Raw genomic sequence first — 22,942 nt, 5'->3', positions numbered from 1 at the left:
ACCATTCGGGATCGACGAAATACACCAGTTGCCACAAGGGCATCTATGACCGGAACGGTAGCTTGTCGAGTGTTGCGACTGGCAGGGTGTGCAAAATCACGCAAGATGAAGTCGACGCTGTAATCCTTGATTTCATCTTTGTTGGCATTGGATTTACCGACCACCAGTTCACGACTTTCGCCAAATGCTTCGACAAGCTGTCGCACTGCAAACCGGGCAGAAGTTCGCGATTCTGGAAGGTTTATCCAGATATCGAGCGGGTCAACGATCGTCTCTTGAGTCAATCGAAGCTTGACGTTCAGCGCATATAGAGCAGCCTCCAGTTGCTCCATCTTCGACGTGTGCAGGAAATCCACAAGGCGGTCGCCCTGGGCCTGGTGCACACCGAGCAGGCGGCACAGATCAGCCTTGCGCATATCCCGCTCCATCATGGCGTTCCATAGCGCAATCTTCGCTACGGTCACTGTGGGAAGATGAACGACGTGCTCGCCATCCTGGGGTGCAGATGCCTGCGGAATTGCACGGCGCTCATCGACGTAGATGGAGAGGGCGCTTTCGATCCCGTCCAGGGCTTCGCGAATTGCGTGTTCCCGATCATCCCCATAGCTGTTGAGCTCCGGCAGGTCACGGCAGAGAACGGCAACGCCTGGAGCGCTACTGTCCTGTTCGAAGCGGATTGCATAGTCGTACATGGTCACTCCTTGGAGGTGATCGCTCAGCATTCAGATGTGGTGAAGGGGCTCATCAGAGCCCCAGTTTTTAATGATCGCCTTGCGGGTCGGTTCCGGCATTTCCTTGGACCCGTGGTCCGCGAAGGTTGTCCTGTTGCCGTTTGGGGCGGTGACTTTGAAGTGGCTTCCTTTGCCTGCTTCGAAGGTCACCCCTTGGGCCTTCAACCATCGTCTGAACTCGCTGAACTTCATCACCTCGCCTTGTTGTTTGGATGATTAAACTCTACAACACTTTTGTGTTGATACAACACTTATGTGTTATTTATTTTCGGGCAATGCTCAGGCCGTCGCAGGTCTCTTTTCTTCAATCATGCACAGTCGGAGTCGAGCGCATGGATCTATTGCACCGCCTGCTCGACAAGATCGAGTGGGTTATCGCGGGCCTCATTGGGGCCATCGTTGCCAGTTGGTGGCATAAGGACGACCTCACGGACTGGCGCGCCTGGGGCATCTTTCTTGTGACGGGGGTGGCCTGCTCCTTGTACCTGACCGGCATGGTGAGCGCCTACCTGAAGGTCACCGAACCCAGCATCGTTGCTGGCATCGGTTTCCTGTTGGGTACGTTCGGCGGCTCACTTCTGGCAGCAATCAACCGAGCTATCAAAGCCGCTGACCTCTGGGCGCTTATCCGCCAGCGGTTCGGAGGAGGCAACCCACCATGAGTCTTGAACTGATCAACTCCATCGCCTGCGGCATGATCGCCTTGTGGGCGTTTTGGTGCGTAGTGAGCGGGAAGGTGAGGGACGGCATCCTTGGGAAGCTGATCTACTCGACCATCGCCATCAGCGCCTACGTGGTCACCACCCGACATGACAGCTTCCTGTTCGGGCCGACCACTGCCGGCCTGACGCTGCACATCGCCCTGGCCCTGGCCGGCATTCGCCACCTGTTCATGGTCACTTACTGGCAACGGGTCAAGGCCTGGATCTGCCGGCACCTGAACTGTGAGCACTGCATGGGCTGCGAGAAGAAAAGGTAGGGCGCGACACGTTTCGCGTATCCGCAAATTGTGTCGCGACACTAACTATCTAGGCTGATTTTGCGGAAGTTGGGCGTTTAGACGATTGCATAGGGCTTGAGCATCGGCCTCGGTATCGAATTCGCCAAGGTAATCACCAGTCCTGGTGTCGACAGCTTTGAAGCAGTACGCAGGCAGGGGTAAGGGATCGACTGGGTGGCCCGGGCGCTTTCCTTGAACAATGGCTCTAACCCTCGGTTTCCGTTGAACGATGTAGACGATATCCATGCCGAGTTCCTTCTGCTGAATTGGCCTTCACCAATACCGGCAATCAGCGTCCATTTCAAGATCAAGCGAGGGCTCTATGACCACCATCGCCTACAAAGGCGGCGTGATCGCCTATGACGGTCGCCAGACCCGAAGCGGCGCCATCGTTTCTGACGATTGCTCGAAGTGCCAGGTGGTAGATGGTGTCAGCTTCTTCCTGTCTGGCGCCGTGTGCGATGAGAAGGCGTTGATCGCGGCCTACTTCGGGACGCCGTCACCAACTCCTGTGGAATGTTCGGGCTACGTCGTCGATGGTGGCAAGCTGATGATGGTGGGGTATGACGACAAGACAGGCATCTGGAAACAGGAGCTTGACCCATCGAACCCTGACGCCATTGGCAGTGGCGCACCATATGCCCTGGTTGCAATGGATATGGGCGCAAGCGCAGAAGACGCAGTGCTCGCGGCCATGAAGCGTGACATCTACACGGGCGGCTTGATTCGTACCGTGGTCATTGAACTGTGCAAGGCGGGGTAGGCGTGCCGCAGGTGAGTGCGGCACTAAACAATTACGTTGCGGCGCTCTGAATCTTTGTCGCCAAGCTGGAAAGTTCGTCTAGCGCCTTCCCCAAATCATCCACCTTGCCTGCTTGGACCTGTAGCGCTATCAGCCCAATAGCTGCTGCGACAGCGTTTGACCTGGACAAGGGGGGATTACCCTTAATGGTCTGGATGGCGACTTTTGCGTCTTCCGATATAGCCATGTTGCTTTCCTTGCTGATGATTTGATCCCTACACATACCGGCAACGCGCCACTATTTCAATCCCTTCTTTAGGTGTGCCTGAGACAATTTATGACAACCAAGCAACCCGACTGGGAGGCAATCGAACGTGCCTACCGGGCTGGTTCGCTTTCCATCAGAACTATCGCAGAGCGCCAAGGCGTGAGTGACACCGCGATCAGGAAGAAGGCCAAAGCCCTTGGATGGGCGAGAGACCTTTCTGACCAGGTGCGCAAAGAGGTTCGCAGCAAGCTGGTTCGCGGAGAGGTTCGCAATGAACAAGGCGCGAACTGCGAACTGGATGCCGAGATCATCGAAGAGGCAGCAGAGGAAGGCGCCAGAGTAGTTCGCAGCCATCGCCGCGACATCCGCAAAGCGACGATCCTTGCGAACTTGTTGATGGATGATCTGATGACCACCATCCAGCGCCGCGAAGAGATCGAAGACGCGATCGAGGATGAAACCTCAGAGGACAGCAACGGTATGCGCCGGGCATCAATGCTCGCCGCCGTGGCGCTGCCCAGCAACTCAAAAACACTGTTCCAGCTTTCCTCTGCAATGAAGAACCTGCAGGTTCTGGAGCGTCAGGCATACAGCCTGGACGAGAAGGAGAAGACGGACGAAGCCGACGAACTCTCGAAGATGATGGACGAACTATCGAAGGACGCCTGACATGAAGCCCGAGCACATCAAGCTGCTCCGGGATAAGCGGTGGCGTCTGAACAATCTCTACTTCATCACGGACAAGGCGGGCAAAAAGGTCCGCTTCCGGATGACGGACGAGCAGATTGAATACTTCGACGGGATGCACACACGCAACATCATCCTGAAGGCTCGGCAGCTTGGCTTCACCACTGAGTGCTGCATCATCCAGTTGGACGCCGCTCTGTTCGAGTCGGCCAAGTGCGCGCTGATTGCTCACACCCTGAACGACGCCAAGCGTCTGTTCCGGGAAAAGGTGAAGTACGCCTACGACAACCTGCCGAAAGAGATACGGGCCGCCAACCCGGCGAGCAACGATGCCGCCGGCGAGCTGGTGTTCAGCAAGGGTGGTTCGATCTACGTCAGTACCTCGTTCCGGGGTGGCACGCTGCGTTATCTGCACGTATCCGAGTTCGGGAAGATCTGCGCCAAGTTTCCGCACAAGGCCCGGGAGATCGTCACCGGTGCCTTCGAGGCGGTGGCCACTGACTGTTTCGTCACTATTGAGTCCACAGCAGAAGGTCGCGCCGGCTACTTCTTCGACTACTCGCAGAGTGCCGAGAAGCAGCAGCTATCAGGCACACCCCTGGGCAAGCTGGACTGGAAGTTCTTCTTCTTCAGTTGGTGGAAGAACAAGGCCTACTGGCTTGACCCGGCCGAGGCGCCAATCCCGCAGCGCCTAATCGATTATTTCAATGAGCTGTTCGCCAAGCACGGCATCGATACGAACCCGGGCCAGCGCGCCTGGTACGCCGCCAAGGAAAAGACACTCGGCGACGACATGAAGCGGGAATACCCGTCGATCCCTGCCGAGGCCTTCCAGCAGTCGGTCGAGGGAGCTTACTACGCTCAGCAGTTCACCAAACTGTATGCAGCTCAGCGCATCGGCACTCTGCCCGACAACAGCCACCTGCCTGTGATGACCATTTGGGACATCGGTGTGAGCGACTCCACCGCCATTTGGTTTGTGCGCCAGGTCGGGGAGCAATACCACGTCATTGATTACTACGAGAACTCAGGCGAAGGCCTGCGGCACTACATGAAGGTGCTCAAGAACAAGGGCTACACCTATTCGGAGCACTGGGGCCCGCACGACATCGAGAACCGCGAGTTCGGCAGTGATGCCAAGACGCGCAAAGACATTGCCCGAGAAGGCTACGAAATCGACGGCCAGGTCTACCGCATGACGTTCCAGGTCGTGCCGAAGATCGGGGTGGACGATGGCATCGAGCAAGCTCGCGAGATTCTGTCCAAGTGCGCCTTCGATGAATCGAAATGCGAGGAAGGCATTGCCTGCCTTGAGAACTATCGGAAGGAGTGGGACGACAAGAAGGGCTGCTGGAAAGACAAGCCGCTGCATGACTGGACGTCTCACGGCTCCGATGCATTCCGGTACTTCGCTGTCGCTAAGAGCGCAAAGAAGCCGGTCAAGTCAATCAAAATGGGATTCGCACGCTAATGGCAGACGTCACTTACACCCGCCCGGAATATGACGCGGCACAGTCCCGTTGGCGGCTGGTGCGCGACGTGTGCAAGGGCTCCGAAACGGTCAAGGGGCGCGGCGATGTCTATCTGCCGAAACCCAACGAGCATGACACGAGCAAAGAGAACCAGGATCGGTACAAGTCCTATAAGCAACGAGCGGTTTTCTACAACGCCACGGGGCGGACAAAAAACAGCCTGGTTGGTGCGGTTTTTCGTACCTGGCCCACGCTGACCGTCCCGGGTGCGCTCGACTACGTGTCCGGGGATATCGACGGGCAGGGCGTCAGCGTCTATCAGCAGTCGCAGTCGGTCATCGGGCATTTGCTTGAGGTCGGCCGGCACGGGCTGCTGGTGGATTATGCCGTCGTTCAGCCTGGCACGGTGAGCAAGGCAGACGAGCAAGCAGGCCGGGCGCGGGCGAGCGTTGCCAGCTACCCGGCCGAGTCAATCAGGAACTGGAAGACCCGTAAGGTCGGTGGTCAGCACCTTTTGAGCCTGGTGGTGTTGCAGGAGTCGGTGGACGTTGATACCGATGACGGCTTCGGTAGCGAAAAGGTTGTGCAATATCGGGTTTTGCGCTTGGACGAGGCCGGTGTTTATACCCAGGAGGTGTGGCAGCAAGGCAGTAGCGAGACGTCGATGATCACCCCGCCTTTCACACCACTGAATGGCCTTGGTCAACCGTGGAAGATTATTCCGTTCCAGTTTCTCGGCAGCGAAAACAATGACACCAGCATCGATGATGCGCCGCTGTACGACATGGCCGTGCTGAACATTGGTCACTACTGCAATAGCGCGGACTATGAGGACTCAGTCTGGTTCTCGGGTCAGCCGCAGTTCTGGATTTCCGGGCTCGATGAGGCTTGGCGCGACCACCTTGAAGCCAATGGCATCTATGTCGGCTCCAGAGCCCCCTTGACGCTTCCTGCCAATGGATCGTGCGGGTTTGCTCAGCCAGAGCCGAACACACTTGTGAAAGAGGCCATGGATGCCAAGAAGGAAGACATGGTGTCGCTCGGCGCCCGGCTGATCGAGCGTGGTAGCGCAGTGAAAACCGCAACCCAGGCCGACAACGATAGCGCCGCCGAACACAGCGTTCTATCCCTGGTAGTGAGCAACGTTAGCGAGGCGTACAGCCAGTGCCTGGCCTGGATGGCTGAGTTCGTCAATGCGCCCGGTGAGGTGGTCTATAAGCTCAACCAAGACTTCAGCCAAATTACTCTGGACTCAACGATTCTGGCTGCTCTGTTCAATGCGGTGCAGGGCGGTAAGCTGCCGGAAGGTGACTTCTGGCAGTACCTGCGTGATCGCGGCGTGATCAACCCAGAGAAGACGGACGACGACATCCGGGATGAGCTGGAAGTGCAAAGCACCGGGCCAGCCCTGGACGACACCGAGGTAATTCCGAATGGCGGCAAACCAAGCAATCCTTGACGCCACCATCCGGCATGCCGTCTTCCTGGAGCAACTGAAGTCGGGAGAGGTGGCGAAGTTCGCTCCATTCCTCAAGGAGATCGATCGCTCGATTCGTGAACGGCTGACCCGGGCGGATTTGACGGATTACACCGTCGCCCGCCTGGAACGGCTGCTGAGCGAGGTGGATAGCCTGCTGCTGGGCATCTTCGACCGGTACAGCGAGAAGCTGAGCCTAGACCTGGTGGACATCGCCAACTACGAGGCTGAGTTTGAAGCGACCAGCCTGACGAGGGCGGCACCAGTGGGCGTCACCTTCGACGCGGCGGTGCCGGGCGCTGCTGCAATCAGGGCGGCAATACTCACGAATCCGCTCAGCGTGCGTGGCGCGGACGGCGGGAAGCTGCTCAAGACCTTCATTGATGGCTTCACCAGCACCGAGCGGCAACGCCTCACAGGTGCGATCAGGCAAGGCTTTTTCGAAGGCCAGACCAACTTCCAGATCATCAAGAACATTCGCGGCACCAAGGCGCTCCAGTACAACGACGGCATCCTTGCCACGACCAGCCGGAACGCCGGCGCCGTGGTGAGAACCGCCGTGCAGCACGTCGCCACCCAGGCGCGCATGGAGACGCTGAAAGAGAACTTCGATGTTGTGCAGTCGGTGGAGTGGGTCAGCACCCTGGATTCGAAGACGACAAGCCAGTGCCGGACGCTGGATAAGCGTCGGTTCAAGCTGACTGAGGGGCCGAGGCCGCCGATCCACATCAACTGTCGCTCGACGGTGGTTGCGGTCACCCGCTTCAGCGCTCTGTTCAGCAAGGATGCCACCCGGGCGTCCATCGGCGACGGCGGCACCCAGCAGGTGAGGGCAGACCTCAGCTATTACGACTGGCTCAGGCAGCAGCCGGCGGCGTTCCAAGACAAGGCTATCGGCCCGGTCCGCGCCAAGCTGTTCCGTGAGGGCGGCCTTAGCGTCGAGCGATTCTCCGAGCTTCAGCTTGATCGCAACTTTTCACCTCTGACCCTTGTGCAGATGAAGGCTCTTGAGCCTCTGGCGTTCGAGAGAGCGGGAATCAAATAGCGGCGGTCGGTTAGAGAGTACCTGTGCCTTCAGCTGGTCAGAAAACGGGCGAGCCTATGCTACGATTTTGCTTCAAATGAATGGGGCAAATAGTGAATAGAACAATTTTACTGGTAATAGCTGTCGTGCTTGGGCCTGTGTTTGCCTTCTTCGCTGGAATTGGAGTTGGAATCTCCGCTACCACCGAAACAAAACCGTTGGAGTTTGTATCTTCTGCAATTGGGTCAGTTGGAGACTGGGTCTCGGGAATTGGCGCATTAGCAGCTGCCATCATCGCAATAACTCTTGCAGACAGGCAGCGAAGAGCGAGCTTTCCAAGGATTAAGCTTTTGCAGGCCGCTGAGCCTTATGGGTTTCACATTGATATTATTTCGGTGGGAGATCGAGGCGCCCTCGTTACTGGTGTTTTTTTGCGATCACGGCGTTATCGGGGGCAGGCTCGCCTTGCAACGAAAACAATATTCCCAAAACGCTTGGAATTTGGCGACGTTGAAGGCATCACCGTTGAGGGCGTCATGTACCGCAAAATCGCTGAGAAAATTTGTGGGGATAACGAAATAATCGATTTGTCCGATCTGGAAGTAGTGGTTGAAACGAGTATGAAGGCACATGTTTACCCGGCAGATAATTCAGTTATCGGGCTGATTGAAGGAACCCTCAGTATTTCCGAGCACTATGAAGGCTGACTTCTATAGCGGTTGAACTGGGATGTTTTATCCGCGCTCTAGAGTTGCCAGGCTTATTGATAGTCATTATTTACACAGGCCTCGTCAGTGACGGGGCTTTTTTATGCCCGCAGGCAGGGCCTGCACCTACGTCTCTGGGAGACAACCAATGCTGAAATTCCAACTGGATACCCTGGAAGGGGTAGATGAAGCCGTGCGCGCTCTTTACACCGAGAAGGACGGCAAGTTCGTACTCGGCATTGAAGGTCTGCCGCAGCAAGAAGATGTCACCGGCCTGAAGGCCAAAGTTGATGAGCTGCTCGGCGAGAAGAAGGCCGCCGAGAAGGCTCGCAAGGACGCGGAAGAGCAGGCCCGGCTTGAGCGTGAAGAAGCCGCTCGAAAGTCCGGCAACGTCGAAGAGCTAGAAAAGTCCTGGTCCGAAAAGTACAACCGCCGCGAAGCTGAGCTGAACGGCATGCTGGAGCAGGAGCGTGGGGTGCTGAGCACTCAGATCCGGGATCTGACTGTCGGCCGTACCGCTACTGACATCGCGTCTGCCCTGGCGATCCCAGGCAGCGCCAAAGCCCTGTTGCCGCACATTGAGCGCCGGTTGAGCGTTGAGCAGCGGGATGGGAAGCCTGTCGTGGTCGTCCTCGACCAGCAGGGCAAGCTCTCGGCGGCAACGCTGGATGAGCTGAAAGCAGAATTCGCAAACGACACGGCCTTCGCGCCGTTGATCGCGGGTAGCAAGGCATCTGGTGGCGGGGCCAGCGGTGCTGGAGGTAGCGGCGGGGCCGCAAAAGGAAAAATCGGCGGCACCAAAGAGGAGCGACAGGCAGCAATCGCGAGCCGGTTCCCGGATCTCCCACAATCGTAAGGAAATAACCCATGTCCCTGTCGCAAATGCAGGTTTTCAACGAATACATCATGCCGGCGACTCTCGAGACGCTGGATCAGTATCTCGCCGCTTTCAACGCCGCCAGCCGTGGCGCAATCGTGCTGTCCCCGGACGGCTTCACTGGCGACTTCCTCCAAGAGTCGTTCTTCCAGACCCTGGCTGCTGCCCAGCGACGCGTGGACCGCTACAGCGCAAACGCTGCTGTTGCTGCCACCGACCTGGCCGAGCTGAAGAACACCTCAGTGAAAGTCGCCGGCGGCTTCGGCCCGATCCGCTACGAGCCGTCGCAGATGACTTGGTTGGAGCGTCCTACCACCCAGGGTATTGAAGTTGCCTCGCGCGCCTTCGCCGAAATCCTGCTCAAGGACCAGTTGAACACCGCCATTGCCGCGCTCGTTGCTGCGATCACCGCCCAGGCCGCCGCGGTCAATGATGTGTCGGCTACCGCTGGCATCACCTACGCCGCACTGAACAACGCTCACGCGAAGTTCGGCGACGCAAGCCAGAACCTAGTCACCCAGGTGATGCAGGGCACCAGCTACCATAAATTGGTAGGCCAGAACCTGGCGAACCAGCAGCAGCTGTTCCAGGCGGGCAACGTCCGCGTGGTGGACATCCTCGGCAAGATCTCCGTCGTGACGGATGCCCCGGCGCTGATGCAGGCCGGCACCCCGAACAAGGAAATCATCCTGTCTCTGGTGCAAGGTGCTGCCCTGGTCCACGACGGCCGCGACATCATCAGCAACGTCGAGACCACCAACGGCAAAGAGCGTATCGAAACCACGCTGCAAACCGACTACACCTTCGGCCTGGGCCTGAAAGGTTATACCTGGGACACCACCACCGGCGGCAAGTCGCCAACCGACGCTGAACTGGCGACCGGTACCAACTGGGACAAGACCGCCACAAGCATCAAGCACACCGCTGGTGTTGCTCTGATCGGTGACGCTTCCAAGTAACCCCTCAATGACTGCGCCGGGGCAGTGGGCTCTGGCGCAGCGGAGTAGCAACGATGACTGATAACAACATTTGGTACCTTTCCGGGCCATTCCACCGCTACGAAGATGATGTGAAGGCGTTGGCCAAGAAGGCCGGCCTGCGCATCATCGATGCGAGCGCTACCGAGAGCCGCGACAATGAAGCCGATAGCCCGCCCAAGGCCAAGCTGAAACCCGAGTATGCAGCGGACGAAGTCGAAACCAATCCGACGAAGATGGGTGTGGCAGAATTGCGCGACTGGCTGACTGCCCAAGGCGTCGAGTTCGACCCGAAAGCCCCGAAAGCCGATCTTGTAAAACTCATTCCTACGGAATAACTCATGACACTCATCATCGAGGACGGCACCGGGAAGCCTGACGCCGAAAGCTACGCGAGCGCCGCGGATCTAGCGCTGTATGCCGTGAAGTTCGGCGTCGTCATCCCCGCTGACGTGCCCACGCAAGAAGCGTTGCTTCGCCGGTCCGCCTTGGCGATGGATGGCATGATCTGGAAAGGTCGGAAGATGAGCAGTGATCAGGCTCTGGCCTGGCCGCGCCGGGGTGTCCAACTGGATTGCGAAATCAAGCCAGACAACTACCTCCCTGCGCGCATTCAATACGGCCAGATGGCCTTGGCTGCCGAGATTCACCGGGACGACATCGACCCGGTGGAGAGCAGAAAGGGTGCGGTTACGCTGGAGCGTGTCGAGGGCGCTGTAACGCGCGAGTACGCGACGATTTCCAACACCAGTGGGAGGCTATTGCCAGCGGCACCGGACCGGCCGAGTGCAACGCAGTTTGCTGACTATTTGCTGAAGCGTGGATTGTTTGCGATTAGAGCGTGAGCTACTGTCGATCTTCAATCATGGAGGTTGACATGGCACTAAACGCAGCAGACAGGATTTCTTGGGATCGCTTTTATGCAGCTGCCTTACAGATCGTTTATTTGGAAGCGGCAGCGCTCCCAGATGACGCAATTAACAAGCTGAAAAAATCACATAGTGTTCTGCTTGGGACAGCCGCCACCATGGCCGACCATATGCTTGAACAGCAACGGAAAAGATAAAAACCGAGGTTAGCCCATCATGGCCTTCTACGACGAAATGGCCGTGATGGCTCTGGACATGATCACAGAATTCGGCCAGCCCGTGATCATTCGAGACATCACGGTCGGTGAGTACGACCCTGGCACAGGTACGGTGCCACCGGATGCCGTCATCGAGCAGACCTCCAAGGGCGTTTTGCTTGACTTTACTGGTCAGGAGTTCCAGGCCAACAGCCTAATCAAGGTTGGCGACAAGAAGCTCAAGATCGCTGCGCAGGGCCTGGACTGGCCTCCCAATCTTCTGAACAAAGTCATCGTTCAGGGGCGCACATGGTCGATCATTCCGCCGCTGAAAGAGATTAGCCCGGCCGGCACGCCGATTCTCTACGAGCTGCAGGTGCGGTCGTGAGCAGGGCGGGCGCCGGCCAATCCGGTAGTTTCGCCTTGAGCCTGGCTGAGTTTGCCGCCCAGACCAGCGAAGCCATCGACGCCAGTGTGCGCGAGATCATCATCGAGGTCGGTAGCAGCCTGATCCGTATGTCTCCCGTGGGAAACCCAGAGATTTGGGCGCAGAACGCTGTAGCGACCGAGTACAACAAGGCCGTTGACGATCACAACAGCGCGTTGCGTAGCGATCCGGAAAACCTCACGAAGGGCGGCAGGCTCAAGAAAGGCCGCAAGCTCAACGACGGGATGGATATCATCGCGCCGGAAGGCTACGTCGGCGGCCGGTTCCGGGCGAACTGGCACATATCGCTGGGCGTCGTCGAGAGCGTCACCTTCGACGAGGTAGACCCAAGCGGCGCCCAAACCACTGCCGCGCTGGTGGCCGCAATTAGTGATTTCACCGCCGGTCAGATGGCCTATATCGTCAACAATTTGCCCTACGCGATCCCGCTGGAGTTCGGCCATTCCACCCAGGCCCCCGGCGGCATGGTCCGGGTAACCGTGGCCCGCTTCCAGCAGATCGTGCAGGAGGCCATCAGGAATAATCAGGTATGAGCCACAAGATCATCCGCTTGCTGCTGGAGTCTCGCCTGAACGCCTGGGCGAGCGCTCGAATGCCCGCGTTACGCATCGTGTACCAAAACGTTGCGTTTACCCCAAGCAGCGACGAGACGTACCTGCGAGCGTTTCTGCTGCCGGCCGGTACCGACAGCAACGACCTCGCCGGTGCGCACCGGCTGTACACTGGCCTGTTTCAGATCACCATCGTGACGCCTGCCGGCAACGGCCCATCCGGCGCCGAGACGATCGCGGACGAACTTGCAGCGCTATACCCACTCAACGACCGATTGATTCGCAACGGCCTCACAGCCTTGATCATGACGCCAGTTGAGCCTGGGCCTGAACAAACCGAAGACACGGCGTTCGCCTTGCCTGTGTCGTTCCAGTACCGAGCCGACACCAACTGAGCGGCATCGAGTTAGAATCGCGTTATGAGTAGAAGTGACCAGGACTAGCCCATGGATGATGCAACAAAGGCGCGCCTACAATGGCTGGTCAGCCGAAGATCATGGTTGGAACAACCGTGAGGAAATCAACGCGAGCGAAAAATGTATTTGCAGTGCCTGCGGTCAATGGTCAAAACCAGCTCAGATCACGAAGTGGCACGACGAGAAACACGCCTGCTGCCCTCATTGTGGGCTGACCGGTGTTGTCGTTGGTTCCGAGTCAGGATTGCCGCTCGAGGAGTACGAGAACAGTCGAATTCCTGAATAGCAAACCATCCAAATAATTCGCCCGTTGGGCAACCCCCGAACCCGCCATTGAGCGGGTTTTGTCATTTCTGCACAGAGGAAAACCCATGAGCGTTTCGATTCCCAACGGCACTACCTTTGAAATCGCCAGCGTCATGAGCGCTGCGAAGCCGTTCACTGCAATTTCCAACGCCAATCCGGCCATCTTGACCGCTGCGGCCCACGGCCTAGCCGATGGCGACATCATCGTCGTTGACTCGGGTTGGGCGAAACTCAACGGCCGTCCGGCTCGGGTCATTGACTCCGACGTCGGCGACTTCGCCGCGGAAGGGATCAACACTACCAACGTCAAGAGTTTCCCGGCCGGCTCGGGCGCCGGCTCTGTCCGCTCCGCTTCTGGCTGGACTCAGATCGCTCAGATCACTGAGCCGGCGGCAAATGGTGGCGACCAGCAATTCCTGACCTACGGCTTCCTGGAGGATGACGACGACCGACAGCTCCCTACCACCAAGTCGGCTAGCAGCATGACGCTGCCGGTGGCGGATGATCCAAACCAGGCATTCGTGGCGTTCGTTGAGGCTGCGGATGAAGACAAGGAGCCGCGGCTGATTCGCGCAAACCTCCCGTCCGGCTCAACCATCCTCTACTACGCCTACGTGTCGATCACTGCGACGCCGACGCTTAGCCGGAACAACATCATGACCCGGACCATCACCCTGTCGTTCGCGTCCCGCCCAACTCGCTACAACGCATAAGGAGGCCTCATGGCAAAGTTTTCAATCGCGCCGAAGCCGACCTTTACGGTCGACGTAGCGATACCCCAGGTGGGCGGCAAGCCGGTCATGGTCCCGTTCACGTTTCAATACCGCGACCGCACCGCGCTTGCAGCACTGTTTGATGCCTGGAGCGCCAAGGCTGAGGCCTTGCACGAACGCTTCAAGGGTATTGAGCCGACCATCTCGGAAATCACCGAAGCGGAAGTCGAGCAGGGCGTCGAGCAGGTCCGAGATCTGGTGGTGGGCTGGGGTTTCAGCGACAAGCTGAATGACGAATCCATAACCGCTCTGGTGAAGAGCTGCATCGGTGTTTCGGATGCCGTGGTCAAGGCCTACAGCGATGCATTCGGCAAGGCCCGCCTGGGAAACTGACGGCCGCCGCCCGGGCGCTTTACGAGCCAGCCGCAACCGCCGAGCAATTGGCGGTATTCGGATTTTCCCCTGAAGACTATGACGAGACATTCGAAGTCTGGCCGGACGCCTGGCCTTCATTCCTCGTTATGGACGCCATGGGAACGCAGTGGCGCACCGGCGCGTGCGGCGCTACCGGACTTGATTATGCCGTGCTGCCCAGCGTGATGCGCCTTATCGGTGTGCCTGCAAAGGATCGGCCGACAGTTTTCCAGGACATTCGTGTGATGGAGTCGGAAGCGATCGCCGTAATGGCTGAGTTACGCGATAACCGCCCGTGAGAACGGGTACTTATTCAAGGTGAGTCGATGAATATTGCAGAACTCGGCGTCAAGATCGACTCGGCCGATGCAATCCAGGCCAAGACAAGCCTGGATGAAATGGCGAAGGCCGGCGGCCGCGCCGAGCAGTCCGCTGTTTCGCTGATGAACGAAATGCAGGCGCTGGAAAAGTCGCTTTCTACCAGCGCCAAGACCACGCAGGATCTCGCAAAACAGCGTGATGCGCTGGCGAAGTTGACCAAGACCGGCGCCTATGGCGAGGCTGAGGCGGCGAAAATCTCAGCTCAGCTCGATAAACAGCAGGTGGCTCTGGCCAAGTCGGCCATGGACGAGCAGAAGGCCCTGAACAGCCTTTTGGGTGCCATTGACCCGGCCCGCGCCGCACTGGCGAAGCTGGACAAGCAGGTTGAGGATCTGGGCAAGCACCTCGACGCCGGCCGGATCAGCCAGGATGAGTTCAATTCTTCGCTGAGCAAGATCGACAAGGACTACGCGAAGCTCGAAAAAACCGCCACTGGGTTCGACAAGCTGCGCCTTGGCACCCGCCAGGCCCAGGAAAACGTCGTTCAACTGGGTAATGCGCTGTCCTCGGGTGACTGGGGCAGCGGCGTGCGAGCTGTGGCCCAGTTGGGAGCGGGTGCTGGTGCTTCGGCAGCAGGACTCCTCGCCATTCTGGCGCCGCTCGCGCTGGCCACTGCCGCTGTCACCGCTCTAGGGTTCGCTTATTACAAGGGTACCAAAGAGCAGGATGAGTACAGCGAGTCACTGATTGCGACCGGCAACTACGCCGGGGTTAGCGCTGGGCAGCTTGGAGGTATGGCGCGCCAGGTAGGCGCAATCGTCGGCACAACTGGGCAGGCCGCCGAGGTACTGGCGCTGCTGGCCGGGAATGGCAAGATCGCAGGTGAAAGCTTCCTCGGCATCACACAGGCTGCTGTGTCGATGCGGCAAGCTACCGGCAAGGCAGTCAAGGAGACGGTAGCCGAGTTCGAGAAAATCGCCGATGAGCCGGTGAAGGCCTCGGCTGCGCTCAATGAGCAATACCACTACCTGACGGCCTCGGTTTATTCGCAGATCGTTGCGCTCGAGAAACAGGGGGATCATGCCGGCGCGGTGAAGCTGGCAACCGAGCAATACGCCGACGCAATCAACGAGCGTACCCCGAGAATTCTGGAAAACCTGAGTTTTTGGGAAAAGGGGTACAACGCGGTTGCGCGGGCAGCGGATAGCCTGAAGAACCTGGGGCGTCCCGATATCGATGCTGACATCGACCAAGCTCGGCGAAACCTGGAGCAGGCCCAGTCAGGAAATGTCGGGGCGTTCCAGAACCAGAAGGAAATAGTTGAGCTCTACAGTAACCAGCTCAATATGCTGGAGGACCAGAAGGCCGCGGCGGAGGACATCGCCAAGTGGGAAGGTGAGCAGGCCAAAGCTCAGCGGGATGCTGTCACGGCGATGGGCAAGGTTGATGCGCTGACCAAGTCCTCCTGGACGAATGAGCAAAAGCGCGCCGACGCACTGAAGGAGTACAAGCGGCAGCTCGACGATATTCGCAAAGTCAGCCCCAACGATGCACGACTGAATCAGGCCGTCGTCGATAAAAACATTGCGAATATCAACGACCAGTTCAAGGATCCGAAGACAGCTGCAGGTGCTGTCGACCTGACCAGCTTCAACGACTCGAAAAACGCCCTCAACGCAATTCTGTCCGACTACAAAAACGCGCAACAGGAACTGGATGCGGCCCAAAAAGCTGGGCTGGTCTCGCAGTCGGACTACCTGCTGAAGCGCCAGGCAATGATTGGCAACCAGCGCGACGAGGTAACCGCCGCCTACGAGGCGGAAATCTCGGCGCTTGAGGCGACCAAGGGTAAAGCTGATACCTCAGCCGCTCAGCGTATCCAGTTGGACCAGAAGATCGCCGACGCGCGCTCGGCGATGGTCAAGGCTCAGAAGGAATCCGATTCGGAGCTGGCCGTGCTGGCCGCGAATGAAGAGGGCCGTCTAAAGAAACAGGAATTAGCCGTCAGCACCTATACCGGGGCGCTGCAACGCCAAGTCGACACGCTTCGGCAGCAAGGGATTCGAGCAGCATCCGGCCTTGGCCAGGGCGATCGGCAGCGCGGGCTGACGGATCAGCAGAACGGCATCGACGATCGCATCAACCAGCAGCGGCTCGAACTGGCGAATCAGTACGGCGACGGCTCGCGCGGCATGAGCCCCGACGAGTACAAGCAGAAGCTCAACGCACTGAAAGCGACGCAGCAGGATCTGCACGATACCGTGCAGGCCAACTACGACGACATGACCGCCGCCCAGGGAAGCTGGAGCGCTGGAGCGTCGTCGGCCTGGCAGAACTATCTGGAATCGGCGCGGGACGTGGCCGGGCAGACGAAAAGCCTGTTCACCAATGCCTTCAGCTCGATGGAAGACGCAATCGTAAACTTCGCCATGACCGGGAAGCTTTCGTTTGCGGATTTTGCGAAGTCGATTTTGGCGGATATGGCTCGCATGGCGACCAGGGCTGCGGCTTCTTCTGCACTGAGCTCGCTTTTCGGCATAGCCGCATCTGCTGCTGGTTCGTATTTCGGTGGCGGCGCGACATCGGCTGGCTCAACCCAGGCCGGGTATTCCGGCGATCTATCAGGCTTCACCCCAGGCAGCATTCAGGCCAAGGGCGGCGCCTGGTCGGGCGGCGTGCAGATGTTTGCCAATGGCGCTGCCTTCACGAACTCAATCGTCAGCAAGCCGACAGCGTTCGGCATGGCTGGCGGTGATATTGGCGTGATGGGTGAGGCCGGGGAGGAGGCAATCATGCCGCTGACCCGCACGGCCGGCGGAAAGCTTGGAGTCATGGCGGTCGGAGGTGGGAGTGGATCCAGCAGCAACCAGGTGGTGATCCAGCAGAACTTCGCAGTGCCCGAAGGCCAGAGCTCCGGTACTGACGAATCCACCAGCCAGGCAGTGGCCCAGGCTTACGCGAGAGCGGCAAAGCAGGGCGCCCAAGATCAAATCGCAAGGGACCTTCGCCCAGGCGGCCAAATCTGGCAAGCCATCAACGGTCGGTAACCAATCCCCGCTTCGGCGGGGTCATCTTTTCAGAGGCGTTTGGCAATGGAAACCTTCACCTGGGTTCCAGACAAGGAGCCTTCCGGCACCGTGAGTTTCCGCGTCAAGTCGGCAAAATTCGGCGACGGGTACGAGCAGACTGCGGAGGATGGGATCAACAACAAGACCCAGTCTTGGCCGCTGACCTTCACCGGCCCGAAGTCGCGGATCGCCGAGATCATGGAATTCCTCGATGCGCATAAAGGCGCTACAGCTTTCAGCTGGACCGAACCTTTCGGAGAAGCCCTTCTGATGCGATGCAACGAATATCAACCCCGGCACGCTGGCGGAAACGTGTACATGCTGGCCGCAACCTTTGAACAGGCATTCCACCCATGAGCATTGTCCAAATCAATATCGGTGGGGCTGCGAACGACGGCACGGGGCAAACCCTGCGATCTGGCGGCCAAGTCATTAATGACAACTTTACCGAGCTCGACCAGAGGACAACCGCGGCACAGTCTACTGCAGACTCGGCAGCGGTTGCCGCCTCCTCTGCGGGGTCAAAGGCGGACTCCGCGCAGGCCAAGGCAGATGCTGCCATTCCAGCTTCTCAGAAGGGGCAGCCAGGCGGCGTGGCATCCCTGGACGGCAGCGGTGTAGTGCCGGCCAGTCAACTACCGAGCTACGTGGATGACGTGCTTGAGTTCGCTAGTCTGGCCGCATTTCCCGCCACGGGCGAGACGGGCAAGATCTACATAGCCATCAACACCAATAGCCAATACCGATGGAGCGGAACTCAGTACATCATGCTTACGGCTTCGCCAGGGTCTACAGACAACGTTCCTGAAGGATCCGTCAACAAGTACTGGACCAATGCCCGTACCATCGCAAGCGTCCTTACAGGGTTGGTCACTACCAACTCGGCGGTGGTCGCGGCAGCGGATACAATTCTCGTTGCAGTCGGAAAACTTCAAAAGCAAATCAGCGATGCGGTTATTTCGCTTGGGTTGAAGGCCGCGAAGGGAGCCAATAGCGACATCACATCCCTTAGTGCGCTCACGACTGCATTATCTATTGCACAAGGCGGGACAGGTGCAGACACCGACTCAGGCGCGAGAACGAATTTAGGTTTGGTTCCTGTTGCGAGCGCGTCCGATACCACGAGTGGAAGACTATTGACCCCGGGATGGATGGGGCTTGGCAACCAAGGCACGCAGGCTGCGCTGACTACATTTTTGCAGCATGTGCCTACTGGAATTTACAGGGCTGTTGGCAATACGACTGTGTCCTCACCTTTGAATGTTGGGGCAGGTTGCATGGTCTTCGCAAAGCGGTACTCAACAAATGACACATTTTACAATGTGTCGTTTAACAGCATGGGGAGGGTTTTTGAGGGCTGGTATAACGGAACTACCATTACATGGACCGAAATTTCTTCAGGAGTACAGGTATTTACGAATTATTACGAAAGCGCTCCCACTACTTGGACGGTCGGTGGAGAGCTAACTTTTACGCACGGGCTCGGAACTCTTCCTAAAACGACACAGGCCATCGCTGTTTTGACTGCCGCTGTAGCCGGATACCCCATTGGCACCCGAGTAAATGTTTCGCTTTATGTGAATGCTTCTGCCTATTGGGGAGGGCAGATAACAGATGAAACCACGACCACGATAAAATTTCGGATGGCATCAGCTATTCCGCTGCTCACATCTTCAACCGGAGCTCAGCAGCTCACTCCATCTAACAGTCAGCTGATCATAAGGGCCGCAGCATGATCTATTACATCAATAATGATGGTAATTATCTTGGTGGCTCAGATGGCGAACCATTGGGCGATGGGATTGAGATTAGCCCGCCGCCTGAGTATGCCGACCAGGTGTGGCAGTTTCCCGGATGGTCTGAAAGCCTGGCTGCGGCAATGAGTCGAGAACTTGCTTGGCGAGACATTGAAATGCCGAAAGCTCAGCAAAATGTTACCGCTTTGACGTACGGAGCAGACGATCTACCGGGCACGGTGGATAGCTGGCAGAAGTACTGGCTTGCACTGCGCAAATGGACCGCAGATAACCCTGACTTCCCTAACAGCAGTAAGCGCCCAATTCAGCCAACCTGAAACAAAGTCTGAGGAAATCCAATGCCAATTCTGGCCGATATCCAGACCTTGGAGCCTGGCGCGTGGGTGGAGCTTTTTGAATTCGATGCCACGGTGCTTGGCGCTGAGCTTTACCGGTTCCACGGTTACCCGCAGGAGGCATCGATCTTCTGGCAGGGAAAAGAGTACTCGCCCTGGCCGATCAAGGCTGAGGGCTTCGAGATGACTGGGCAGGGCACGCAGCCGACGCCGACGCTGTCGGTTGGCAACGTAGGCGGATTTATCACGGCGCTGGTCCTGTACTTCGAGGACTTGGTCGGCGCGAAGCTGATCCGGCACCGCACGCTGGGCAAGTACCTGGACGGCCATCCTGAGGCTGACCCAGAGGAAGAGCTGCCGCCAGATATCTGGTACGTCGAGCGCAAGGCGTCGGAGGACAACCAAGTCGTTCAGTTCGAACTTGCGACCGCGTTGGACTTTGCGGGTGTGCAGTTGCCTCGGCGCCAAATCGTGGCCAACGTGTGTTGGTGGCTTTCATGTGGTGGGTATCGCGGTCCCTACTGCGGCTACAACGGCCCGCCGGTGGCCGACGAGAACGACGTCATTGTGACTGATGCGGCCAAGGACAAGTGCGGCGGCCGGCTTACCAGTTGCAAGCTTCGCTTCGGTGAAAACAACCCATTGCCTTACGGCTCATTCCCTGCCGCAGGTCTCTTGCGGCAGTAATGCCTCAGCGAGCGCACCCTGATGAACAAATCAAACAGAGCGGCAGTCGAGGCTCATGCCCTGGCCGAATACCCGCGCGAGGCCTGCGGGCTGCTGGTGTGCGAAGGGCGCAAGGAAGTGTATGTGCCGTGCCGAAACACGGCCTCGACGCCCAGCGAGCATTTCCGCCTGGCGCCGGAGGATTATGCCGCCGCCGAGGATCGAGGCCAGGTGTTGGCCGTTGTGCACAGCCATCCAGATTACCCGGCCACACCCAGCGAGGCTGACCGCGTCTCATGCGAGGCCTCAGAATTGCCCTGGCACATCCTTGAAGTTCGCAAGGGGGATGATGGCGTCGTGCGTGCCGGTGAAATGGTGAGCTTTTCGCCGGCCGGATATGAGGCGCCTTTGATTGGCCGGAAATTCGCCCATGGCGTGCACGACTGTCTCAGCATTATTCTGGACTTTTACCGTCGCGAGATGGGAATCGACCTTGGCGACTATGAGCGCGAGGACGGCTGGTGGGAGAAGGGCGGAAACCTATATTTGGAGAATCTGCCAGCCGCCGGCTTCGAAAAGGTATCGACGCTGCAGCACGGCGACATCGTCCTGATGCAGATCCGGTCGCCGGTACCGAACCATGCCGGGATTTATCTGGCCGACGGGATGCTGAAGACCGAGCCCGAGCACTACCCCGCACCAGGATCCATTCTGCATCATCTCTACAACCGAGACAGCAAGCGGGATGTGTACGGCGGATACTTTGTTGAGGTAACGGTCAGCTACTGGCGCCACCGGGACGCCAAGCTTTAGGAGGGGGGCGGGCCCACCGGTGCACGGAGAGGAAGTCGACACCTTCGGCCCAGAGCCACTCCTACTGCATCACCTACACGGCAGGCCGAGTGAAATCATCGTCTTGGGCGGCCATTGGCTTAACAGAACACATCTGATCCTCAGGCACAAAAATGCACAGCCACTTAACGTGGAAATCCGTTATTCAAATACCAAGATCCATTGATAACAGCTCCCCCGTCAGCGACTGTGGAGGCTCGCACCTTGGATTCAAGTATCGATCTTGAAGATAGTCCGCGAAATCGATCGCCAATCTGGCTGAGTTAGCAGGGCGCTCATTCTCGATGGGGGCGATCATGTCGAGCATGTCAGTGCATCGACTGAACCGGTAAGCAAGCCGATCAGAACCGGTCAACGCGTCCGCCTGTTGCGGAGAGAGTGTCCGGCGAAAGTTCTCGCGATCCATAAACGCTTCAATTTCCAGCATCATCGCGTAACGAAGAGTTCGGACCCATCGCTCATCCGCGCTAGGCATTGCCGAAGCCTCTCTGATCCTGTCCCCAGGAGTTTTCTGTCTCACCTTTCCACCCCAAACGAGCTATCCATGCGGTATAGCCGAACGCTACTACCGAATCGCTGAGGCGCGTTACTGGGGATTCGTACAGGCGGAAGCCGGTGGTACAGTCGATTCTTTAAGGATGAGGAAGAGCCATGAGGATTATCAACTTTGCCGCCACTGCCGTACTGGCGCTTGTGCTTTCAGGCTGCGCCGGGACGAACTTTTCGTACGATGATGCTAGGAAAGTTAAGGTCGGGATGACCGAGGATGAGGTTACTCAAATCATGGGGCCTCCCTATTCTGTGGTTTCCCGAGCTGACGGTCAGATGTGGATATGGAGCCATGCGAACGGGATGAGCGGAGCTAGCCGTGTTATTTCCTTCAGAATGGTGGACGGGAAGGTTGTGGAGGTTCCCGTGATTCCGTCCAGCTTCAAGTAGTGCCAGGAGTTGAGTTCTGGCCCAGCCCACCCGCTGGGTTTTTCCATTTTCTGATATCTTGTGGCCATCTTCCACAGGAGTGGCCCATGAGAATGTTCGTAGGCGCGGTAGCTGTTGCTTTGCTGGCAGGGTGTGTTTCCCCTGGCGACCTGGAGTCGAAGGACCCCAGCATATCGGCCAGTACGTCGAAGGACCCGAAGCAGTACGCACTTTGCGTTCTCCCGAGATGGCAGGATGCGCGCAGCGACGTGACCATGTCTGAAACGGAGTATGGCTACCGACTGATCGCCGCGACCAACAACATGACCGACGAGCTGTTGAGCATCCGCAAGACGTCCAAAGGCACCGCCGTAAAGCTGTACCAGCGCATGGCCTGGGCACTTGGTTATGGGCGAGGCGAGATGCAGCAGGCTGTCAGAAGCTGCTTATAGAACCCAAGAAACATCAAGCAAGCCGCCTTCGGGCGGTTTTTTGTTGCCCGGAGGAAACATGGCGCACTCAGTTGAAAAAATGCAAACCGTCATCGTGACGAAGCAGCTCGCCAAGATCACCGGAAAGCGCGAGCACCGGATGACGACTAGCGCCGGCTGGCGCGACATCATTGGCTATTTCAAGCAATTCGCTGGGTTCGAAAGGTTCATGCTTGAAAGCAAAAGTAAGGGGCTTCGTTTTGCGGTATTCAATGGCAAGGAGAATATCAGCGAGGAAGATCTCGAAAAGCCTACCGGTAGGGACGTAATCCGAATTGCCCCGGTTATTGCGGGCTCTAAACGGGCAGGGCTTCTGCAGACGATCGTGGGTGCAATCTTGATCGCCGCTTCCTTTATCCCTGGATTTCAGGCGCTGGCACCAGTCGGCATTGCCTTAGTCGCCGGCGGCGTTATTCAAATGCTCAGCCCCCAGGCAAAAGGCTTGGGTACGCAGGACAGCCCGAACAACCGGGCCAGTTACAGCTTCAACGGTCCGGTGAACACCAGCGTGCAAGGCAACCCGGTGCCGTTGCTCTACGGCCGGATGATCGTCGGCAGCGCTGTAATCAGCGCCGGTATCTACTCCGAAGACCAGATGTAAACCTCGCCATCGCCACATAGCCCGCTTCCGAGCGGGCTTTTTTTCGCCTGAAGGAAA

The 22,942-nt window shown here is 58.0% G+C and carries 29 protein-coding genes and 2 pseudogenes; 29 read left to right on the top strand and 2 right to left on the bottom strand.

Annotation, left to right across the window (positions count from 1 at the left end; genetic code table 11):
* Positions 1–281 precede the first annotated feature (281 nt).
* Together SGN16_RS19700 and SGN16_RS19695 are read right to left on the bottom strand one after the other, a co-directional pair.
* A pseudogene (locus SGN16_RS19700) lies at positions 282–692 on the bottom strand (type II toxin-antitoxin system HicB family antitoxin); the annotation flags it as partial.
* A 30-nt stretch (positions 693–722) separates the two neighbouring features.
* The gene (locus SGN16_RS19695) at positions 723–923 is read right to left on the bottom strand and encodes a type II toxin-antitoxin system HicA family toxin (RefSeq protein ID WP_335944455.1); all 201 of its coding nucleotides are present in this window, start codon (positions 921–923) and stop codon (positions 723–725) included.
* Between the two features lie 140 nt (positions 924–1,063).
* Here SGN16_RS19695 and SGN16_RS19690 point away from each other — a divergent pair, with 140 nt between their 5' ends.
* From SGN16_RS19690 to SGN16_RS19550, 29 genes and pseudogenes are all read left to right on the top strand, one after another.
* A complete protein-coding gene (locus SGN16_RS19690) occupies positions 1,064–1,393 on the top strand; it encodes an MFS transporter (RefSeq protein WP_335944454.1) in 330 nt (109 codons plus the stop codon).
* The gene (locus SGN16_RS19685) at positions 1,390–1,710 is read left to right on the top strand and encodes a hypothetical protein (protein WP_335944453.1); all 321 of its coding nucleotides are present in this window, start codon (positions 1,390–1,392) and stop codon (positions 1,708–1,710) included. The genes SGN16_RS19690 and SGN16_RS19685 overlap by 4 nt, the downstream gene beginning before the upstream one ends.
* 343 nt (positions 1,711–2,053) lie before the next feature.
* Positions 2,054–2,494 carry a proteasome subunit beta gene (locus SGN16_RS19680; protein WP_335944452.1) on the top strand — a complete coding sequence of 147 codons (441 nt, stop codon included), beginning with the start codon at positions 2,054–2,056 and terminating at the stop codon, positions 2,492–2,494.
* A 316-nt stretch (positions 2,495–2,810) separates the two neighbouring features.
* The gene (locus SGN16_RS19675) at positions 2,811–3,410 is read left to right on the top strand and encodes a hypothetical protein (RefSeq protein ID WP_335944451.1); all 600 of its coding nucleotides are present in this window, start codon (positions 2,811–2,813) and stop codon (positions 3,408–3,410) included.
* Between the two features lies 1 nt (position 3,411).
* A complete protein-coding gene (locus SGN16_RS19670; RefSeq protein ID WP_335944450.1) occupies positions 3,412–4,899 on the top strand; it encodes a terminase in 1,488 nt (495 codons plus the stop codon).
* Positions 4,899–6,359 carry a DUF4055 domain-containing protein gene (locus tag SGN16_RS19665; RefSeq protein WP_335944449.1) on the top strand — a complete coding sequence of 487 codons (1,461 nt, stop codon included), beginning with the start codon at positions 4,899–4,901 and terminating at the stop codon, positions 6,357–6,359. Before SGN16_RS19670 ends, SGN16_RS19665 begins: the two co-directional genes overlap by 1 nt.
* On the top strand, positions 6,334–7,422 hold the full coding sequence (locus tag SGN16_RS19660; RefSeq protein WP_335944448.1) for a minor capsid protein: 1,089 nt from the start codon (positions 6,334–6,336) through the stop codon (positions 7,420–7,422). Before SGN16_RS19665 ends, SGN16_RS19660 begins: the two co-directional genes overlap by 26 nt.
* Before the next feature lie 92 nt (positions 7,423–7,514).
* Positions 7,515–8,108, top strand: coding sequence for a hypothetical protein (locus SGN16_RS19655; RefSeq protein ID WP_335944447.1), 594 nt, complete (start codon positions 7,515–7,517; stop codon positions 8,106–8,108).
* Positions 8,109–8,256: 148 nt separating this feature from the next.
* Positions 8,257–8,964, top strand: coding sequence for a hypothetical protein (locus tag SGN16_RS19650; protein WP_335944446.1), 708 nt, complete (start codon positions 8,257–8,259; stop codon positions 8,962–8,964).
* A gap of 11 nt (positions 8,965–8,975) precedes the next feature.
* Positions 8,976–9,944, top strand: a complete 969-nt coding sequence (locus SGN16_RS19645) for a major capsid protein (RefSeq protein WP_335944445.1) — start codon at positions 8,976–8,978, stop codon at positions 9,942–9,944.
* Positions 9,945–9,997: 53 nt separating this feature from the next.
* A complete protein-coding gene (locus tag SGN16_RS19640) occupies positions 9,998–10,300 on the top strand; it encodes a HeH/LEM domain-containing protein (RefSeq protein ID WP_335944444.1) in 303 nt (100 codons plus the stop codon).
* Positions 10,301–10,303: 3 nt separating this feature from the next.
* Positions 10,304–10,807 (top strand): DnaT-like ssDNA-binding protein, encoded by a 504-nt coding sequence (locus SGN16_RS19635; protein ID WP_335944443.1) that lies wholly within the window; start codon positions 10,304–10,306, stop codon positions 10,805–10,807.
* Between the two features lie 32 nt (positions 10,808–10,839).
* Complete coding sequence (locus SGN16_RS19630; RefSeq protein ID WP_335944442.1) at positions 10,840–11,028, top strand: hypothetical protein; 189 nt, start codon at positions 10,840–10,842, stop codon at positions 11,026–11,028.
* 19 nt (positions 11,029–11,047) lie between these two features.
* Positions 11,048–11,416 (top strand): hypothetical protein, encoded by a 369-nt coding sequence (locus SGN16_RS19625; protein ID WP_335944441.1) that lies wholly within the window; start codon positions 11,048–11,050, stop codon positions 11,414–11,416.
* Positions 11,413–12,009 carry a hypothetical protein gene (locus tag SGN16_RS19620; protein ID WP_335944440.1) on the top strand — a complete coding sequence of 199 codons (597 nt, stop codon included), beginning with the start codon at positions 11,413–11,415 and terminating at the stop codon, positions 12,007–12,009. The genes SGN16_RS19625 and SGN16_RS19620 overlap by 4 nt, the downstream gene beginning before the upstream one ends.
* Positions 12,006–12,422: a phage tail terminator-like protein gene (locus tag SGN16_RS19615; protein WP_335944439.1), complete on the top strand. Its 417-nt coding sequence runs from the start codon at positions 12,006–12,008 to the stop codon at positions 12,420–12,422. Before SGN16_RS19620 ends, SGN16_RS19615 begins: the two co-directional genes overlap by 4 nt.
* Positions 12,423–12,814: 392 nt before the next feature.
* A complete protein-coding gene (locus SGN16_RS19610; RefSeq protein WP_335944438.1) occupies positions 12,815–13,462 on the top strand; it encodes a phage tail protein in 648 nt (215 codons plus the stop codon).
* Positions 13,463–13,471: 9 nt separating this feature from the next.
* Positions 13,472–13,855 carry a phage tail assembly chaperone gene (locus tag SGN16_RS19605; protein ID WP_116832989.1) on the top strand — a complete coding sequence of 128 codons (384 nt, stop codon included), beginning with the start codon at positions 13,472–13,474 and terminating at the stop codon, positions 13,853–13,855.
* 47 nt (positions 13,856–13,902) lie between these two features.
* Complete coding sequence (locus tag SGN16_RS19600; protein ID WP_013693849.1) at positions 13,903–14,175, top strand: DUF1799 domain-containing protein; 273 nt, start codon at positions 13,903–13,905, stop codon at positions 14,173–14,175.
* A gap of 27 nt (positions 14,176–14,202) precedes the next feature.
* Entirely contained in the window at positions 14,203–17,244 is a 3,042-nt protein-coding gene (locus SGN16_RS19595; RefSeq protein WP_335944437.1) for a phage tail tape measure protein, read from the top strand.
* Between the two features lie 39 nt (positions 17,245–17,283).
* A complete protein-coding gene (locus tag SGN16_RS19590) occupies positions 17,284–17,622 on the top strand; it encodes a phage tail protein (RefSeq protein WP_335944436.1) in 339 nt (112 codons plus the stop codon).
* A complete protein-coding gene (locus SGN16_RS19585) occupies positions 17,619–19,001 on the top strand; it encodes a hypothetical protein (RefSeq protein ID WP_335944435.1) in 1,383 nt (460 codons plus the stop codon). The genes SGN16_RS19590 and SGN16_RS19585 overlap by 4 nt, the downstream gene beginning before the upstream one ends.
* Positions 18,998–19,339 (top strand): hypothetical protein, encoded by a 342-nt coding sequence (locus SGN16_RS19580; RefSeq protein WP_335944434.1) that lies wholly within the window; start codon positions 18,998–19,000, stop codon positions 19,337–19,339. The genes SGN16_RS19585 and SGN16_RS19580 overlap by 4 nt, the downstream gene beginning before the upstream one ends.
* Before the next feature lie 21 nt (positions 19,340–19,360).
* On the top strand, positions 19,361–20,044 hold the full coding sequence (locus SGN16_RS19575) for a phage minor tail protein L (RefSeq protein ID WP_335944433.1): 684 nt from the start codon (positions 19,361–19,363) through the stop codon (positions 20,042–20,044).
* Positions 20,045–20,065: 21 nt separating this feature from the next.
* On the top strand, positions 20,066–20,836 hold the full coding sequence (locus SGN16_RS19570) for a Mov34/MPN/PAD-1 family protein (RefSeq protein WP_335944432.1): 771 nt from the start codon (positions 20,066–20,068) through the stop codon (positions 20,834–20,836).
* Between the two features lie 13 nt (positions 20,837–20,849).
* Positions 20,850–21,041, top strand: a pseudogene (locus SGN16_RS19565) (hypothetical protein); the annotation flags it as partial.
* Between the two features lie 485 nt (positions 21,042–21,526).
* Positions 21,527–21,814, top strand: coding sequence for a hypothetical protein (locus SGN16_RS19560; RefSeq protein ID WP_335944431.1), 288 nt, complete (start codon positions 21,527–21,529; stop codon positions 21,812–21,814).
* 86 nt (positions 21,815–21,900) lie between these two features.
* Positions 21,901–22,245 carry a hypothetical protein gene (locus tag SGN16_RS19555; RefSeq protein WP_335944430.1) on the top strand — a complete coding sequence of 115 codons (345 nt, stop codon included), beginning with the start codon at positions 21,901–21,903 and terminating at the stop codon, positions 22,243–22,245.
* Between the two features lie 58 nt (positions 22,246–22,303).
* Entirely contained in the window at positions 22,304–22,885 is a 582-nt protein-coding gene (locus tag SGN16_RS19550) for a tail assembly protein (RefSeq protein ID WP_335944429.1), read from the top strand.
* Positions 22,886–22,942: the final 57 nt, after the last annotated feature.

The organism is Pseudomonas sp. G166 (genome assembly GCF_037027455.2).
Lineage (GTDB): Bacteria > Pseudomonadota > Gammaproteobacteria > Pseudomonadales > Pseudomonadaceae > Aquipseudomonas.
This window is presented reverse-complemented; position numbering and strand designations above follow the sequence as displayed.